This window comes from Paraburkholderia sp. BCC1884 (genome assembly GCF_900996225.1).
Lineage (GTDB): Bacteria > Pseudomonadota > Gammaproteobacteria > Burkholderiales > Burkholderiaceae > Paraburkholderia.
On sequence record NZ_CAAJGL010000079.1, the window covers coordinates 666,465 to 683,574 of the forward strand.

Below are 17,110 nucleotides of genomic sequence, written 5' to 3' on the forward strand. Positions count from 1 at the left end.
GTATTGACCAGCCAACAGAACGTACAAAACAAATTTGTGCAACCGCGGGCTGCACACGGATCGTGAAAGTTGAATCCGTGGCAGTCCAAAGCCGCGGCCGGGCCAGGCTGCGTGGAGAAAACCCAATGTTTTTCGATGAGCTAAGCAATGACGAATGGGCGCTGCTGGCAGCGCTTGTCTCTGATGAGCCGGCCGTCCGTCTAAATCGACGCGGCCGGCCCCGCGCCGAACCACGCATTGTGGCGAATGCCGTTCTGTGGATTCTGACAACTGGCGAGCCGTGGTCGAAGCTGCCCGGCCGCTATCCGTCAGGACCCACTTGCCGGCGCCGTTTTGAAGAATGGCAATTGAACGGCACGTTGCTCGAGATGGTTCGGCTGTTGTCGCAAACCGGGCGCGCCTTTGCGTACATTCCGCAACCGGCGCCGCCCACCGTGGCCAAACCCGTCACGCCAGTCGCGCAAGCGCCGAGCGTGCGCGAGGAAAGTCTGCGTGGTGTGACCTGGCGGAGCCCGGAATCGTGGCAAGCGCCGGGCGTGTCGAACAGCTTGAGTCAGTGGCGTTCAGCCGATCCGATTGCCGACATCACGCGTCAGCTGTCCGGTCACGCGCCCATGCAACCCGTGTCGCGTTCGCCTACCCGGTCCGCCTTGCCACTGGCAGCCGCGGGGCGCTCAGTCATGCGTGCCGATCTGGGTAGCATGGCCGGCATGCATGAGGCGGGTGCGGTCAACGCCGCGATGAGCGGCTTGACCTCGGCGATTGAATCGGCACGCGCCACACCGGCATTCGACGATCAGCGCAATCCGCTGTCGATGAGTCTCGCGCCACGCGGCACGCAGATCGACGACGCTCGCGGCTATGCAATCTTCGTCGCGGCCGAGCGGGTGCCCAACGCCATGTATCGCGCGTGGGCGGAGATCTTGAAAGACGGTAGACGCGTCGAGCGTTCCGGTCTCGTCGGCCCGCGTTTTGCGGATGCGGATGAAGCGGAACACTATGCGTTCGAATGGGCGCGGCAGTGGATCGACCGTGAATGCGAGACCCTTGCAGCCGCTGCGTCGGCTCATGTCCCGACGCATGTTTCACCGCATGCATCGGCACAAGCCAGCACGCCAGTGCCGGTGACGCCCGTGCCGGCCACTCATGCGGTGGCGCGTCCGTTACCGAGCTTGCGTCATGTGCCGGAGCCGGTGGCCGTGCATCACGGTGCGCCGTTGCCGGGTCCGCTCAGTGCGTTTCGCGGTCCGTTGCGGCGCTATCCCGCTGAACCGGCGGCCGCGTCAACAGGCACGACTGAGAGCAGTACGTCAGATCGGTTTCCGTCGTATCCGGAACTCATCTCTCACGTGGGGTAGGGCTGTAGCTGGGTAGTCGCATGGCAATCAGAACAGCGGTCAAAAAAACAGCAGCACCCCGCGGCCGGTAGGAGCAACCGCCGCAGGTTCCCGCTTCATTCTCACCTTCTGTTCTACCTTCGGTTTCAACGTTCTGGTTTTGACGTCGGGTATGGTCGACTACGCGCCTGGCTTACCTCCAGGCTGGCGCCGTTCGTCGACGGGCCAGCCTGGGGTCGGCTGATTACTGACGCCCGTAGGTGTCGTCAAAACGCACGATGTCGTCTTCGCCGAGATACGAGCCGGACTGCACCTCGATCATTTCGAGCGGCATCTTGCCCGGGTTTTCAAGCCGGTGCGTGACGCCCAGCGGAATATAAGCCGACTCGTTTTCGGAGACGATGAAGCGTTCTTCACCGCGCGTGACGAGTGCCGTGCCGCGCACGACGATCCAGTGTTCCGCGCGGTGATGATGCATCTGCAGCGAAAGCCGCGCACCCGGTTTGACGACGATACGTTTGACCTGGAAGCGCTCGCCGGTGTCGACGGAATCGTAGTTGCCCCACGGCCGATGCACCTTGCGATGGTTGGCCGCTTCGAGTCCGCCGTCGCTGCGCAGCCGTCCGACGATCTTCTTGACGTCCTGCACGCGCGATTTGTCGGCGACCAGAATGGCATCCGCCGTTTCCACCACCACGAGATCCTGGGTGCCCACGCAGGCAATCAGGCGTCCTTCGGAATGCGCGAAGGTCGACGATGAACCCTCGAACATCACGCGACCGCGGCCCACGTTCTGATCGGCGTCTTTCTCCGAGATGTCCCAGATCGCGTCCCACGAACCCACGTCCGACCAACCGGCCTGCAAAGGAACGACCACGCCCGACGCCGCCGTTTGATCGTTGCCGAGTTGCTCCATCACCGCGTAGTCGATCGAGTTCGACGGCGAGGCGCTGAAGGCGTCGCGCTGTAGACGGAAGAAATCGCCGTCCGCCTTGCCGCCCGCGACCGCGGCCTGGCAGGCTTCATAAATGGCCGGCTGGAAGTGGCGGATCGCCTTGATCCAGGTCGAAGCGCGCATGATGAAAATCCCGCTGTTCCACCAGTATTCGCGCGATTCGATATAACGCTGTGCCAATTCCAGATGCGGTTTTTCGACGAATCGATCGAGCTTATGCGCGCCGATCTTGCCGCTGCTTGCAGTGTCGCCTTGCGCATCGTTAGGCATGCCAACGGCTGCGCCAATCCGGATGTAGCCGTAGCCGGTTTCCGCGCGTGTCGGCACGATACCCATCGTGACGATATGGCCGGCCGCGGCGTGCTGTACGCCCGCCGCCACTGCCGCGTGAAAACCCTCGACGTCGGTGACCGCGTGATCGGCGGGCATCACGGCCATGATGCCGTCTTCGTCCTGCGCGGCGATCGACAGGGCCGCGGCCGTGAGCGCCGGCGCCGTGTCGCGTCCGGTGGGTTCGAGAATCAGGCGAGTCGGCTTGCCGCTCGTGCGCAGTTGCTCGGCGGTGGTGAAGCGCTGTTCTTCGTTGGCCACCACGACAAGCTGCTCGGTGAGCGGATAACCGGCTTCGAGTCCATCGAGCCGGCGCGTGGTGGATTGCAGTAGCGAATCTTCGCCGAGCAGTCCGATGAGCTGCTTCGGATGATGCTCGCGCGACATCGGCCATAGCCGTGTACCGGAGCCGCCCGCCAGAATCACGGGATGAACCTTGAGCTTGACGTTCAGGGGCGTAGCTTGCGTGGACCGGGTGTCGGCGGGCGTTGCCGTAACCGGAGCTGTCATGATGGACTCCTCGAGGCTGGGGTGAATGCGTCGAGTTTTATCATGAAGTTCGGAATCAATAAAAGCGCGTTAAATAGAAACTATCTAAAAGCGCATAATAAAAATATCCGCTTCCATGAAGAAAAAATGTCCGCCTGAATTTTTAAAAAGAAAAATTACCCGAAAAAAATCACGGACCATTTTTTTACAGCGGTCTATGCGGCAGAATGAATCGGACAAGCGCTACGTAAGTTTCGTAGGCAAACGCCCAGGTCGAGCCGACAAGGCTTACAGATGGGTGCGCAGGGCGCCCGTCAGGCACTCAATCCGGTAACAATTGCCGAACAAAATTCAGAAAAAATGCCGAAACATTGACCGATACAATTTGAGATATTTTGCGGTCTTGCAGTGGGAATTTTAATATCGCTTTATCTATACCTGTACAAGGGTATTCACTCATTTCGACTCAGGTTTTCCGATCCGGCCGGTCAGGCAAATTCAGGAAAGGGAAATGGCAGGGCAATTAGCACCGGTTCAAATCATTTCGCGTCGCGCATCGATTGGCCTGACGCGGTTCCGGCGTTGTGCGTCCCGCCGCCGGATCGAAATGCGTGACGCAATTAACCAACCAACGGATGGCACTTGACTGACGAACTGAGGGGCAGCGCATGCTGAGCGTTCTATCGAGAATCATCGACATCGCCATGGTCGCGCTCGGCGCCGCCATTGCGGCGGCCGTGCACAGCGGGAAATTCGTGTGGCTGGACGACATCCAAAGCGTCTCGCTCGCGTTCGACTGCCTGTTGGTCGTGGTGTTTTTCCCGGCGCTGGGCATCTACCAGTCGTGGCGCGGCAAGCCGCTCTACGACATGCTGAGCCGCGTTGCGGGCGGCTGGGTACTGGTGGAAGTCACCGGCGTGCTGATCAGCTTCAGCCTGCACCGCTCGGATAGTCTGTCGCGTCTGTGGCTCGTCTACTGGGCCGTCGCCACGATCGTGCTGCTGATCGTCACCAAGGTGATCGTCTATTCGATTCTGCGCGGCCTGCGTCGGGAAGGCTTCAATCAGCGCGCAGTGGCGGTCGTCGGCGACGCGCGCTATGGGCGCTTTCTGATCGAACAGATGCGCGCTCGCCCGGAAGCCGGCTTCAGCCCGATCGTGGTGTTCGACGAGAACGGCACCATCAATCCGTACGAAGACCCCGACGTCAACGACACGATCGACGGCGTACCCGTCGAACGCGACTATCAGCGCATGTTGCAACTGGTGCGCAATCGCGGCATTCGCGAACTGTGGCTCGCGCTGCCGATCTCGAAGGAAAAGGCGATCCATCGCTTCGTGATGGACCTGAAGAACGACTTCGTGAATATCCGTTTCATTCCGGACGTGCGCAGCCTCACGCTTTTCAATCAGCCGATGGTCGATCTGCTCGGCGTGCCCGCGATCAACCTGGCCGCCTCGCCGATCACCGATCTGCGCGTGCTGCCCAAGCGCGTGTTCGACCGGCTGTTCGCACTCGCCGCGCTGACCGCGCTCGCGCCCGTGATGATCGTGATCGCGCTGATGGTGAAGCTGAGCTCGCCAGGCCCGGTGTTCTTCCGCCAGAAGCGCAAGGGTATCGACGGCAATCAGTTCGAGATCTACAAATTCCGCTCGATGAAGCTGCACAAGGAAGAGCACGGCAAGATCACCCAGGCCACGCGGCGCGATCCGCGCATCACCGCGGTCGGCGCGTTCCTGCGCCGCACCAGCCTCGACGAACTGCCGCAATTCATCAACGTGTTGCGCGGCGAAATGTCGGTGGTCGGTCCGCGCCCGCACGCGCTCGAACACGACGACATCTACAAGGATCTGGTGAAGGGCTACATGCACCGTTACCGGATCAAGCCGGGCATCACCGGATGGGCGCAGATCAACGGCTATCGCGGCGAAACCGACCGCATCGAAAAGATGATGGGCCGCGTCAAGCTCGATCTGTACTACATGCAGCACTGGACCTTCTGGCTCGACATCAAGATCGTCGTGCTGACGCTGTGGAAGGGCTTTGCCGGCAGCAACGCTTACTGAGCCCGCGTCACGCAAGAAGCGCGTGACGGCACTCCTGAATCAACCATTTTGCGAGGTGTAATACATGAACCTGACGATCATCGGTAGTGGCTACGTAGGCCTCGTGACGGGCGCATGTCTGGCCGACATCGGCCACGATGTGTTCTGTCTCGACGTCGATCAGCGCAAGATCGACGTGCTGAACAACGGCGGCGTGCCGATCCATGAACCGGGTCTGCAGGAAGTCATCGCGCGCAATCGCAAGGCCGGCCGCCTGACGTTCTCGACCGACGTCGAAGCGGCCGTCGCGCACGGCGACATCCAGTTCATCGCGGTGGGCACGCCCTCCGACGAAGACGGCTCCGCCGACCTGCAATACGTGCTGGCCGCCGCGCGCAATATCGGCCGGCATATGACGGGCTTCAAGGTGATCGTCGACAAATCGACGGTGCCGGTCGGCACGGCATCGCGCGTGCGCGACGTGATCGCAGCGGAACTCGCTGAACGCAATCTGGGCCACATGTACTCGGTGGTCTCGAATCCGGAATTCCTGAAAGAGGGCGCGGCAGTGGAAGATTTCACGCGTCCCGATCGCATCGTGCTCGGTTGCGATGAAGACGTGCCGGGCGAAAAAGCACGCGAGATGATGAAGCGTCTCTACGCGCCGTTCAACCGCAATCGCGAACGCACGCTGTACATGGACGTGCGCTCGGCCGAATTCACCAAGTACGCCGCCAACGCGATGCTCGCCACGCGCATCTCGTACATGAACGAACTCGCGAATCTGGCGGACCGCGTCGGTGCGGACATCGAAGCGGTGCGGCGTGGCATCGGCTCCGATCCGCGTATCGGCTACGACTTCCTGTATGCCGGTTGCGGCTACGGCGGCTCGTGCTTCCCGAAGGACGTGCAGGCGCTGATCCGTACCGCCGCCGACCACAAGGCGAATCTGCGCATTCTCGAAGCGGTGGAAGCGGTCAACGACACGCAGAAACAGGTGCTGGCGCAGAAGATCGTCGCGCGGCTGGGTGAAGACCTGTCGGATCGCACTTTCGGCGTCTGGGGCCTCGCGTTCAAGCCGAATACCGACGACATGCGCGAAGCGCCGAGCCGTCCGCTGATCGCCGAACTGCTGCGTCGCGGCGCGCGCGTGAAGGCCTACGATCCGGTCGCGATCGACGAATCGAAGCGCGTGTTCGCGCTCGATCTGAAGGACGTGCCGCAACAGCACGCGCGCCTCGAGTTCGTGAAGGAAGAGATGGAGGCGGCCGAGGGCGCCGACGCCCTGGTGATCCTCACCGAATGGAAAGTTTTCAAGAGCCCGGACTTCGGCGCGCTCAAGCGCATGCTCAAAACACCGCTGATTTTCGACGGCCGCAACCTGTACGAACCGGACGCGCTGCTCGAACTCGGTATCGAGTACCACGCGATCGGCCGTCAGCACGCGCTGCGCATCGCACCGTCCAAGGTCGGTGCGAACGGTTTGCCGCTGGCGCACGCAGACGCACTGGAGCCGGCGCACGCCGCCGGCCGCCAGCTCGCCTGAGCCCCACGCGCCTCGCCACGGAGCCCGCCATGTTCGCCAATGTTCTGATCGTCTGCCACGCCAACGTGTGTCGTTCGCCTGCCGCCGAAATGCTGTTCAAGTTCCGGCAGCGCGCGGTGTCGCGTGCGTCGGCGGCGCCGATCGCGTTTCATTCGGCGGGCATCCGGGCCATCAACGGCCACGGCATGGACCCGGTCATGCGACGCCTGCTCGCCGAGCGCGGCGTCGCCTCCGGCATCCATTACTCGCGGCGCCTCGACCGGCAACTGGTGCGCTCGGCCGATCTGGTGCTGGTCAGCGAACGCGCCCAGATCGGCGCCGTCGAAGCGCTCGATCCGGCCGCGCGCGGCAAGGTCTACCCGCTCGGCAAGTGGGAAGACGACTCCGACGTCGCCGATCCGCACGGCGGTGCCGAAGCTGCTTATAGGGAGAGTCTCGTGCTCATCGAACATCTGGTCATGGGATGGCTGAAAAAAATATGCTGATGAAAAAAACCACTGCAAACTCATTCGCGAACGTCAAATCGAAGTTCGCCGCCACGCTTTTGCTGACGTCCTTTCTGTCGGCCTGTGCCACCGCACCGGGTAATTACCTCGACACCTCCCGTCTGAAAGACGACGGCCGGCACGACAGCCAACCCGCCGAGACCTATCCTGTCCACCTGATCGATGCAAGCGTCGTGACCGCGCAGGCGCAAGCCGCCGCCGCGAAGACCCAGGTGCTGCCGACCTCGACTTTGAGCGATCCGTCGCAGTACGTGTACCACCTCGCCCCGCAGGACATCCTCGGCATCACCGTGTGGGATCACCCCGAATTGACCACGCCGCAGGGCAGCACGCTCTCGGCGGGCGGCAACACCACGCAGTCGGTCGGCGGCGCGATGCAGCAGCCGTACACGGCAGCGTTGCCGGGCCAGGCCGATCCATACGGCCAGACGATTGCCGCCGACGGCACGATCTTTTTCCCGTTTGTCGGCCGCATCCACGCTGCCGGCAAGACGGTAGGCGAACTGCGCGAGCAGTTGAGCAGCGGCCTCGTGCGCTATATCCGCAACCCGCAGGTCGACGTGCGCGTGCTGTCGTATCGCGGCCAGAAAGTGCAGGTGACGGGCGAAGTGAAGACGCCAGGACCGCTCGCGGTCAGCGACGTCCCGCTCACGCTGGTCGACGCGATCACGCGCTCGGGCGGCACGAATTCCGACGCCGATATTCAGCGCGTGCGCCTCACCCGCCACAACAAACTCTACGTGCTCGACGCCGATCGCATGCTCGATCAGGGCGACACCACGCAGAACGTGATGCTGCAGAACGGCGACGTGATCAACGTGCCGGACCGCACCGATAGCCGCATCTTCGTGATGGGTGAAGTGAAGACACCGATCCAGGTGCCGATCGTGCGCGGCCGCATGACGATCGCCGACGCGCTGACGCAAGCGGGCGGCATTCTCGACACGGACGCCAATCCGCGTCAGATCTTCGTGATGCGCGGCATGAAGGACCACCCGACCACGCCGGACGTGTACCGCCTCGATATGACGCAGCCGGACGCGATCATGCTGTCCGCGCAATTCCAGCTGCAGCCGCTGGATGTCGTGTACGTGGGCACCGCTGCTTCGACCACCTTCAACCGTGTGCTGCAGCAGGTTCTGCCGAGCGTGCAGACGTTGTTCTACCTGAAGCAATTGACGCGTTAAACGTCTGAGCCCTCGACAGGCTCGCGCCACACCGCCCGCAAGGGGTGTGGCGCGAGACCGAAGCCAAATGCCGCCGCAACCGATACGGGATCGAATCGTGAGCAATCAAATTTCGCCACACATGGCTGGTCCGATCAAGACCGAAGAAGAGGACGTCGTCCTCGGACAACTTATCCAGGTGATCATCGACGACATCTGGTGGCTGCTCGCCATCGCCGCGGTGATCATCGGGATCGCCGGCGCGTACTGTTTCCTTGCCAAGCCGATCTATTCGGCCGATGCGCACGTGCGGGTCGAACAGTCCGACAACACCTCGCAGGCGCTGACGCAGACGCAAACCGGTGCGGCCATCACCACCGGCTCGACCTCGCTGCCGACCGACGCCGAGATCGAAATCATCAAGAGCCGCGGCGTGGTCGGCCCGGTCGTGCAACAGCTGAAGCTGAATTTCAGCGTCACGCCGAAGACCATTCCGCTGCTCGGCAGCATCGCCGCGCGCATGGCCACGCCGGGTCAACCGGCACGTCCGTGGCTGGGTCTGTCCGCGTATGCGTGGGGCGGCGAAGAGGCCGACGTCGATGCGATCGACGTGGTGCCCGCGCTGGAAGGCCAGAAGCTCACCATGAAGGTGGCTGACGACACGCACTACGAGCTCTATGCGTCGAACGGCGCGCTGCTGCTGCGCGGCCAGGTCGGGCAGCAGGCGCAGGGCGGTGGCGTGACGATGCTGGTCAGCAAGCTGGTGGCGCGTCCGGGTGAAGAGTTCACGGTGATGCGCGCCAACGACCTCGACGCCATCACGGCGTTCCAGTCGGCCATCACGGTGCAGGAGCAGGGCAAGCAGACCGGCGTGATCCAGATCTCGCTGGAAGACAAGAGCCCCGAGCACGCCGCACTGGTCGCCAATGCGCTCGCGCAGTCGTATGTGCGTCAGCACGTGTCGAACAAGCAGGCCGACGCGATCAAGATGCTCGACTTCCTGCAGAGCGAAGAGCCGCGCCTGAAAGCCGATCTCGAGCGTGCCGAAGCCGCCTTGACCGCCTATCAGCGTTCGTCCGGCTCGATCAACGCGAGCGACGAAGCCAAGGTGTACCTCGAAGGCAGCGTGCAATACGAGCAGCAGATCGCCGGCTTGCGTCTGCAGATGACCCAGCTTTCCGAGCGTTACGGCGACGACCATCCGATGCTGGTGGCCGCGCGTCAACAGATGGCCGAACTGGAAGCGCAACGCACCAAGTACGCCGACCGTTTCCGCGATCTGCCGGCCACCGAAGTGAAGGCGGTGCAGCTGCAACGTGACGCAAAGGTGGCCGAAGACATCTACGTGCTGCTGCTCAACCGCGTGCAGGAGTTGTCGGTGCAGAAGGCCGGCACGGGCGGCAACGTGCATATCGTCGACGAAGCGATGCGCCCGGGTGCGCCGGTCAAGCCGAAGAAGATGCTGATCCTGTCGGCGGCGGTGATTCTCGGCCTGATCGCGGGCACCGGTTTCGTGTTCCTGCGCCGCAATATGTTCAAGGGTATCGACGATCCGGACCACATCGAGCGCGCGTTTCATCTGCCGGTGTTCGGCCTCGTGCCGATGAGTGCCGAACAGGCGTTGCTCGAAAACGGCTTCCAGCGAGGCGGCGAGCGTCTGCGCTCGGTGCTCGCGAATGCGCGTCCGAAGGACGTGACCGTGGAGAGTCTGCGCAGCCTGCGCACCTCGATGCAGTTCACGATGATGGATGCGCGCAACCGCATCGTCATGCTGACGGGCCCGATGGCCGGCGTCGGCAAAAGCTTCCTGACGGTCAACCTGGCCGTGCTGCTCGCGAATTCCGGCAAGCGCGTGCTGATGATCGACGGCGATATGCGCCGCGGCGTGCTCGAACGCTATCTGGGCGGCGCGCAGGACAACGGTCTGTCGGAGTTGCTGAGCGGCCAGATTTCGCTCGAGGAAGCGATCCGCAGTTCGCAGGTGGATGGCCTGAGCTTCATCTCGTGTGGCCGCCGTCCGCCCAATCCGTCGGAGCTGCTGATGTCGCCGCGTCTGCCGCAATACCTCGACGGTCTTGCCAAGCGCTACGACGTGATCCTGATCGACACGCCGCCGGTGCTGGCCGTGACCGACGCATCGATTATCGGCGCGTACGCCGGCTCGACTTTCTTCGTGATGCGCTCGGGCGTGCACAGCGAAGGCGAGATCGGCGATGCGCTCAAGCGTCTGCGCGCGGCTGGCGTGCACGTGCAGGGCGGCATTTTCAACGGCATGCCGGCGCGCTCGCGCGGCGGCTACGACCGTGGCTATGCGGCCGTTCAGGAATATCTGAGCACCTGAGCCCGGTGCATTCGAGCCCCGCGCAATGACGACAAAAAAGGACATCACGATGAAAGTGACGGTACTGGTTCCGACTTACCGCCGCCCGGCCGACCTGGTGCGCTGCCTCGCGGCGCTGCAACGGCAGTCGCGCGCGCCGGACGAAGTGGTGGTGGTGGCCCGCGCCGACGACGAAGCTACCCACGCCTGTCTGCGTGACCCGGCCGTGCCGGGCACGCTGCCGCTGTCGGTGGCGCTGGTCGAGGTGCCCGGCCAGGTGGCGGCCCTCAATCGCGGGCTGGACGCGGCCAACGGCGACGTGATCGCGATCACCGACGACGACGCCGCGCCGCACGTCGACTGGGTCGAGCGCATCGCGGCCGCCTTCGAAGCCGATGCGCGCCTCGGCGCGCTCGGCGGACGCGACTGGGTCCACGAAAAAGGCCGCGTGCTGGATGGCGAGCGGCCGCTGGTCGGCAAGGTCACGGCGCACGGCAAGATCATCGGCAACCATCATCTGGGGGTGGGTGGCGCGCGTCAGGTCGACATCCTGAAGGGCGCCAACATGAGCTACCGGCGCGACGCCGTGCGCACGATCCGTTTCGATGCGCGGCTGCGCGGCGCGGGCGCGCAGGTTCATAACGACATGGCGTTCAGCCTCGCAGTAAAAAACGCGGGCTGGAAGCTGATGTACGACCCGCGCGTGGCCGTCGATCACTTCCCCGCCGAACGTTTCGACGACGACCGGCGCGACGCGCAGACCATGGCCGCGCTGCGCAACGCCGCCTTCAATTTCCATCTGATCCTGCGCGACCAGTTGCCGCCGCTACGCCGCGAAACCGCGTGGTGGTGGTGGACGCTGGTCGGCACGCGGCTCTATCCGGGTCTCACGCATGCGGCGCTCGCGCTGGTCTCGAAGCAGGCCGGCCTGAAGCTGACGCGCTGGCGCGCGGTGCGCACGGGCGCTCATGAAGCGCGCCGCGCGCTGTCGCGCGCTGCGTGAGCCCCACGTCCTGCACGTTCGCGCATCGGCGCGTGGCCCTTACGAGGGTCAACCTGAGCGATTGCCTCAGGGCGGCCGATGCCCCTTTCCACCGGCAGAGCGGAGTGTCTGCATGAGTACGAAAGTTCACGTTCATCTGTTTTACGGCGCCGACCCGCGCTTCTATCGACCGGGCGACGACATCGGTTGTCTGTACGGCTATCACCACGCCGAATCCGACGCGTTCGCGCTGACCTATTCGCAGGACGCCCGCGAAGGTAAATTCGCGCGGCTGGCGCGGCGCGCCTTGAAGGCGGCGCTGGGTTTCGATTTCATCCATACGTGGCGCAATCGCGCCGAGATGCTGCGCTCGGACGTGATCTGGACGCACACCGAACAGGAATGGCTGTCGGCGGCCCTCATGCTGCTGCTGAGCGGCAGCAAGGCGGGCGCCGAGGGCAGCCCCTTGCTGCTCGCGCAAAGCGTGTGGCTGCTCGATAAATGGCCTTCCTACGGCATCTTGCGCAGCTGGCTGTATCGCAAGCTGATGACGCGTGCCGATCAGCTCACCACGCTCGCGAGCGAGAACGCCGCGCTGTGCCAACGTTATTTCGATCGCGACGCGAAGCCGTTGCTGTACGGCCTGAACACCCAGGACTTCCCGATCGAGTCGCCTTCGACATGGGCGCCGCATACGCCGATCCGCATCGCCGCCATCGGCAACGATCGCGATCGCGACTGGGAGACGCTCATCAAGGCCTTCGGCAAGGACGAGCGCTATACGGTAAAGCTTGCGACGCGGCGCCGGATTCCCGCCTCGCTGCGTGCGCCGAACGTCGAGATCGCGCTGTTCTCCGGCATCAGGAAGCAACATGAACTGTACGACTGGGCCGACGTGATCGTCGTGCCGTTGCGGCCGAATTCGCACGCCTCGGGCATTACCGTGATGCTCGAAGCGGCCGCCGTCGGCAAGCCGATGGTGGTCACCAACGTCGGCGCATTGCAGGATTATTTCCCGGCCGGCGAAGCGTTCTATATTCCGCCGTTCAACCCGCAGGCTTTGCGCGAAGCCGTCGATCAACTGGCCGCCTCGCCGCTGGACGCATTGCGTCAGGCTCAAGCGGCGGCGGCGGGTCTGCTGTCGCGCGATCTGACCACCCGGCACTACGCGATGCAGCATGTGCGGATCACGCAGGAGATGCTGCGCGCGCGCGCGGCCTCGTCGCGCGGACGCAGCGCCGCTGCGGTGGTGGAGACGAAGGCGGCGGGCGCGGCGCCGAAGCGCGCCCAACCGCAAGCGCAACCTCAGGCGCAGGCGAGGGCACAAGCGCCGGGCCACCATTCCACCACGCGTGAATCACGCGGAGGTCTCTAAACGATGTCGACCATCACACAAACCGGCGCGGCTGACGCGAAGGGCGTCGGGCGTGTGCTGTCCGGCGGCCCGCAGGAGTGGCTGCCGCCGGCCCTGCTATGGCTGATCACGGCGGTGTTGATCATCGCGCATCAAGGCACGGTGCTCACGCTCGCGTTCCCGGTGCTCGCGGTCATGACCGGACTGTGGCTCTACTTCAAGAGTCCGGCGCGCTACATCGGCTTCATGTGGTGGCTGTGGTTCCTGAGCCCGGAAGTGCGGCGTCTGGCCGACTGGTCGAAGGGCGCATTCACGCCGACCAGTCTGATTCAGGTCGCGCCGCTCGCGGTCACGATGATCAGCGCGCTGTCGCTGCTGCGTTACTACAAGCTGCTGGCGCAACGGCGCGGCCTGCCGGTGCTGCTGATCCTGCTCGGCCTGAGCTACGCGTTCCTGATCGGCGTGATGTCGAGCGGCCCGCTGGCGGCCACCTACGACCTCGCGAACTGGCTCTATCCGATCCTGATCGGCTTTCACATCATGGCGAACACGCGCCAGTATCCGCAGTATCGGGACACCATCATCAACACGTTCATCTGGGGCATGCTGGTGATGGGCGGCTATGGCCTCGTCCAGTTCTTCATCATGCCGCAGTGGGACGCGCTGTGGATGCTCGGCTCGCAGATGAACTCGCAGGGCGACCCCGTGCCGATGGGCGTGCGCGTCTTCAGCACGATGAACTCGTCGGGCCCGTTCGCGTTCGCGATGATGGGCGCGATGGTCTACGTGATGGCCGCCACCCACCGCGTACGCTGGATCGCCGCAGCGCTGGGCTTCTTTGCGTTCGCGCTGAGCCTCGTGCGGTCCACCTGGGGCGGCTGGGTCATCGCCTTGCTGATCCAGCTCGTCAAGTCGAACAACAAGGTGCGCGTGCGCATCGTCGCGAGTGCCGTGTTGCTGGCGGGACTGTGCGTGCCGCTGCTGGCGGTCGGCCCGGTTGCCGAGCGGATGCAGGCGCGTCTGACGACCATCGTCAACCTGAACGACGACCAGAGCTACGCCGCGCGTAACGAGTTCTACGCGACCTTCGCGAAAACCGCCTTTACCGACGTTTCCGGCGAAGGCATGGGCGCCACCGGCACCTCCACCAAGCTCTCGAACGACGGCGGCCAGCTCGGCCAGTACGGTAACTTCGACAGCGGCGTGATGAACATTCCGTTCGTGCTCGGCTGGCCCGGCACGCTGCTGTACATGTCCGGAATCATCTGGCTGGTGGTGCGCGCGGTGCTTGCCTCGTTCAAGCTGCGCAACGACAAGTTCGTCTCCGCGAGTCTGAGCCTGAGCCTCGCCACCTTCGCGATGCTGGTGTTCACCAATTCGCTGGTGGGCACCGGCGGACTGCTGCTTTTCATGGGTGTTTTCTCGATTCTTTCCGCGGCGCATTACGAAAAAATAAACCGCAGACGCACGCTATTTCTTCACGGAGGCACTGATTGAGAGTCGCCATTGTCACCCACGTGGTGCGTCATAACGACGGCCAGGGGCGCGTCAACCACGAGATCGCGCGCGCCGCACTCGACGAGAACATCGGCGTCACGCTGGTGGCCTCGCATGTTGCGCCGGAGTTGCTCAACCATCCGAACGTCCGCTGGGCGCCGGTAAAAATCGGCCGCTGGTGGCCGACCAATCTGCTGCGTCAGCAGGTGTTCGCCTTCAAGAGCGCGATGTGGCTGCGCGCGCATCGCCGCGAATACGACGTGCTGCACGTGAACGGCTTCATCACGTGGATGCCCGCCGACGTCAACACCTCGCACTTCGTGCACAGCGGCTGGTTCGGCAGCAAGTACTATCCGTTCGGGCTGACCAAGGGCGTGTGGTCGGCGTATCAGTCGGTTTATACGCGGTGTAACGCGTTGCTCGAACGCTGGGCCTATCGACGCTCGAAGGTCATCACCGCCGTGTCGCAGAAGGTCGCCGACGAAATCCGCGCGATCGGTCTCACGCCCGATAACCGCGTCGATGTGATCTATAACGGCGTCGATACGCAGGGCTTCGCGGCCGCGACCGGCGATCGCGAGAAATTCGGTTTGCCGAAGGACGCGTTCCTGTTGCTGTTCGTCGGCGATCTGCGCACGCCGCGCAAGAACCTCGGCACCGTGCTCGCCGCGCTCAAGCATCTGCCCGATCACGTGCAGATCGCGGTGGCCGGTTATCTGCCGGGCAGTCCGTATCCGGAGCAGGCGAAGGCGCTGGGCATCGCGCATCGCGTGCATTTTCTCGGGCTCGTGAAGGAAATGCCGGTGCTGATGCATTCGGTCGACGCCTTCGTGTTTCCGTCGCGTTACGAGGCGATGAGCCTGTCGCTGCTCGAAGCGATGGCGGCGGGCTTGCCGGTGGTCACGGCGCGCACGGCGGGCGGCGCGGAAATCATCACGCCGGAATGCGGCATCGTGCTCGACGATCCGGATGATCCGATGGCGCTGGCACGTGCCGTGGCGCGTCTTGCCGACAACCACGAGGTGCGCCGCGCCATGGGTGTCGCCGCAAACGAACTGGCCACCGGCTTTGGCTGGGCGCGCATGGCGGAGCAATACATCGCGCTGTATCGGCAACTCGCCGGGCAGCAGAAGAATCTCCGACGCAGTGAAGCGGAAGCGGCCGCGGTGGCGAAGACCGACGCGCTCACGCTGAATTCGCTGGCTGGACAGAAGAGCGTGGAATGACGGTGCCGGCACGCGTGCTGGACACGCTGAGGCAATCGTTTATTTCATGGCTTGACCAACACAACTCTCAGAACGCACAGGGGTAACAATCATGACGACGAGTTCAATCAAATCGCTGCAGATCGGGATGCACTGGTTTCCCGAGCGCGCGGGCGGCCTCGACCGCATGTACTACTCGCTGGTCGGCGCGCTGCCGGGCGCGGGCGTCGCGGTGCGCGGCGTGGTGGCCGGTTCAGCCAAAGTTGCGCAGGACACCGGCGGCGCCATCAATGGCTTTGGTTCGGCCGCGCAGTCTCTGCCGCTGCGGCTGATGGCGGCACGTCGCGCGTTGCGCCAGGAAATCAGCACTTCGCGCCCTGACGTGATTTCATCGCACTTCGCGCTCTATACGTTTCCGGGTCTCGACGTGACGCGCGGCATTCCGCAGGTCTCGCATTTTCAGGGGCCGTGGGCCGACGAGAGCCACGTAGAAGGCGCCGATTCGCTCGGCCAACGCGCCAAGCGTTATCTGGAGCAATCGGTCTATGCGCGCTCGTCGCGGCTGATCGTGTTGTCCGAGGCGTTCGGCAAGATTCTGACGTCGCGCTACCGGATCGCGCCGGACCGGGTGCGTGTGGTGCCCGGTTGTGTGGATGTCGAGCAATTCAATCTGCCGATCACGCCGGCCGAAGCGCGTCTGAAGCTGCAACTGCCGCAAGACCGCCCGATCGTGCTGGCGGTGCGACGCCTCGTGCGCCGCATGGGCCTCGAAGATCTGATCGATGCGGTGAAACTGCTCAAGAGCCGCACGCCGGATGTGCTGCTGCTGATCGCGGGCAAAGGGCGGCTTGAGGGCGAGTTGCAGACGCGCATCAACGAGGCGGGCCTGCAAGACAATGTGAAGCTGCTGGGTTTCGTGCCCGATCGGCATCTCGCGGCCTTGTATCGCGCGGCGAATATCAGCGTGGTGCCGACGGTGGCGCTGGAGGGCTTCGGCCTGATCACGGTCGAGTCGCTTGCGTCGGGCACGCCGGTGCTGGTGACGCCGGTGGGCGGTTTGCCGGAAGCGGTGGCGGGTTTGTCGCCGAATCTGGTGCTGCCGGAGACGGGCGCGAAGGCAATCGCGGAAGGGCTCGCGGGGGCGTTGAACGGCACGTTGAAGTTGCCGGACTCAGAGGCTTGCCGACGCTATGCGCGTGAGCACTTCGATAATGCGGTGATCGCGAAGCGGGTGGCCTCGGTGTATGGCGAGGCGATTGCGGCGGGTGGGTTGCACTGAGGAACGCTATCTGACGTCGTAAAAGACACGAGGCCTGAATCGTAAAGATCAGGCCTCGCATTTTTTTGCACCGCAGACAGGGCGAGCGGCTGACTGGCA

12 protein-coding genes are annotated in these 17,110 nt (G+C 63.8%); 11 read left to right on the forward strand and 1 reads right to left on the reverse strand.

Features of this window, described 5'->3' with window-relative positions; genetic code table 11:
• Positions 1 to 125: 125 nt before the first annotated feature.
• Entirely contained in the window at positions 126 to 1,358 is a 1,233-nt protein-coding gene (locus FQ705_RS18405) for a DUF6566 family protein (RefSeq protein ID WP_144143459.1), read from the forward strand.
• A gap of 223 nt (positions 1,359 to 1,581) precedes the next feature.
• On the opposite strand, the gene FQ705_RS18410 is transcribed toward FQ705_RS18405, so the two are convergent.
• Positions 1,582 to 3,132 carry a mannose-1-phosphate guanylyltransferase/mannose-6-phosphate isomerase gene (locus FQ705_RS18410; RefSeq protein ID WP_144143460.1) on the reverse strand — a complete coding sequence of 517 codons (1,551 nt, stop codon included), beginning with the start codon at positions 3,130 to 3,132 and terminating at the stop codon, positions 1,582 to 1,584.
• Between the two features lie 647 nt (positions 3,133 to 3,779).
• Here FQ705_RS18410 and FQ705_RS18415 point away from each other — a divergent pair.
• From FQ705_RS18415 to FQ705_RS18460, 10 genes are all read left to right on the forward strand, one after another.
• A complete protein-coding gene (locus FQ705_RS18415; RefSeq protein WP_144143461.1) occupies positions 3,780 to 5,177 on the forward strand; it encodes an undecaprenyl-phosphate glucose phosphotransferase in 1,398 nt (465 codons plus the stop codon).
• Between the two features lie 64 nt (positions 5,178 to 5,241).
• On the forward strand, positions 5,242 to 6,702 hold the full coding sequence (locus FQ705_RS18420) for a UDP-glucose dehydrogenase family protein (RefSeq protein WP_144143462.1): 1,461 nt from the start codon (positions 5,242 to 5,244) through the stop codon (positions 6,700 to 6,702).
• 29 nt (positions 6,703 to 6,731) lie between these two features.
• Complete coding sequence (locus tag FQ705_RS18425; RefSeq protein ID WP_144143463.1) at positions 6,732 to 7,187, forward strand: low molecular weight phosphotyrosine protein phosphatase; 456 nt, start codon at positions 6,732 to 6,734, stop codon at positions 7,185 to 7,187.
• Positions 7,187 to 8,395: a polysaccharide biosynthesis/export family protein gene (locus tag FQ705_RS18430; protein ID WP_409934719.1), complete on the forward strand. Its 1,209-nt coding sequence runs from the start codon at positions 7,187 to 7,189 to the stop codon at positions 8,393 to 8,395. The genes FQ705_RS18425 and FQ705_RS18430 overlap by 1 nt, the downstream gene beginning before the upstream one ends.
• A gap of 121 nt (positions 8,396 to 8,516) precedes the next feature.
• On the forward strand, positions 8,517 to 10,715 hold the full coding sequence (locus FQ705_RS18435) for a polysaccharide biosynthesis tyrosine autokinase (protein ID WP_144143573.1): 2,199 nt from the start codon (positions 8,517 to 8,519) through the stop codon (positions 10,713 to 10,715).
• A gap of 49 nt (positions 10,716 to 10,764) precedes the next feature.
• Positions 10,765 to 11,697 (forward strand): glycosyltransferase family 2 protein, encoded by a 933-nt coding sequence (locus FQ705_RS18440; RefSeq protein WP_144143574.1) that lies wholly within the window; start codon positions 10,765 to 10,767, stop codon positions 11,695 to 11,697.
• A gap of 112 nt (positions 11,698 to 11,809) precedes the next feature.
• Positions 11,810 to 13,051, forward strand: a complete 1,242-nt coding sequence (locus FQ705_RS18445) for a glycosyltransferase (RefSeq protein WP_260854556.1) — start codon at positions 11,810 to 11,812, stop codon at positions 13,049 to 13,051.
• Between the two features lie 3 nt (positions 13,052 to 13,054).
• Positions 13,055 to 14,527, forward strand: a complete 1,473-nt coding sequence (locus FQ705_RS18450; RefSeq protein ID WP_144143465.1) for a glucose-6-phosphate isomerase — start codon at positions 13,055 to 13,057, stop codon at positions 14,525 to 14,527.
• Positions 14,524 to 15,753 carry a glycosyltransferase family 4 protein gene (locus FQ705_RS18455; protein ID WP_144143466.1) on the forward strand — a complete coding sequence of 410 codons (1,230 nt, stop codon included), beginning with the start codon at positions 14,524 to 14,526 and terminating at the stop codon, positions 15,751 to 15,753. The genes FQ705_RS18450 and FQ705_RS18455 overlap by 4 nt, the downstream gene beginning before the upstream one ends.
• 91 nt (positions 15,754 to 15,844) lie before the next feature.
• Positions 15,845 to 17,011 (forward strand): glycosyltransferase family 4 protein, encoded by a 1,167-nt coding sequence (locus tag FQ705_RS18460; protein ID WP_144143467.1) that lies wholly within the window; start codon positions 15,845 to 15,847, stop codon positions 17,009 to 17,011.
• Positions 17,012 to 17,110: the final 99 nt, after the last annotated feature.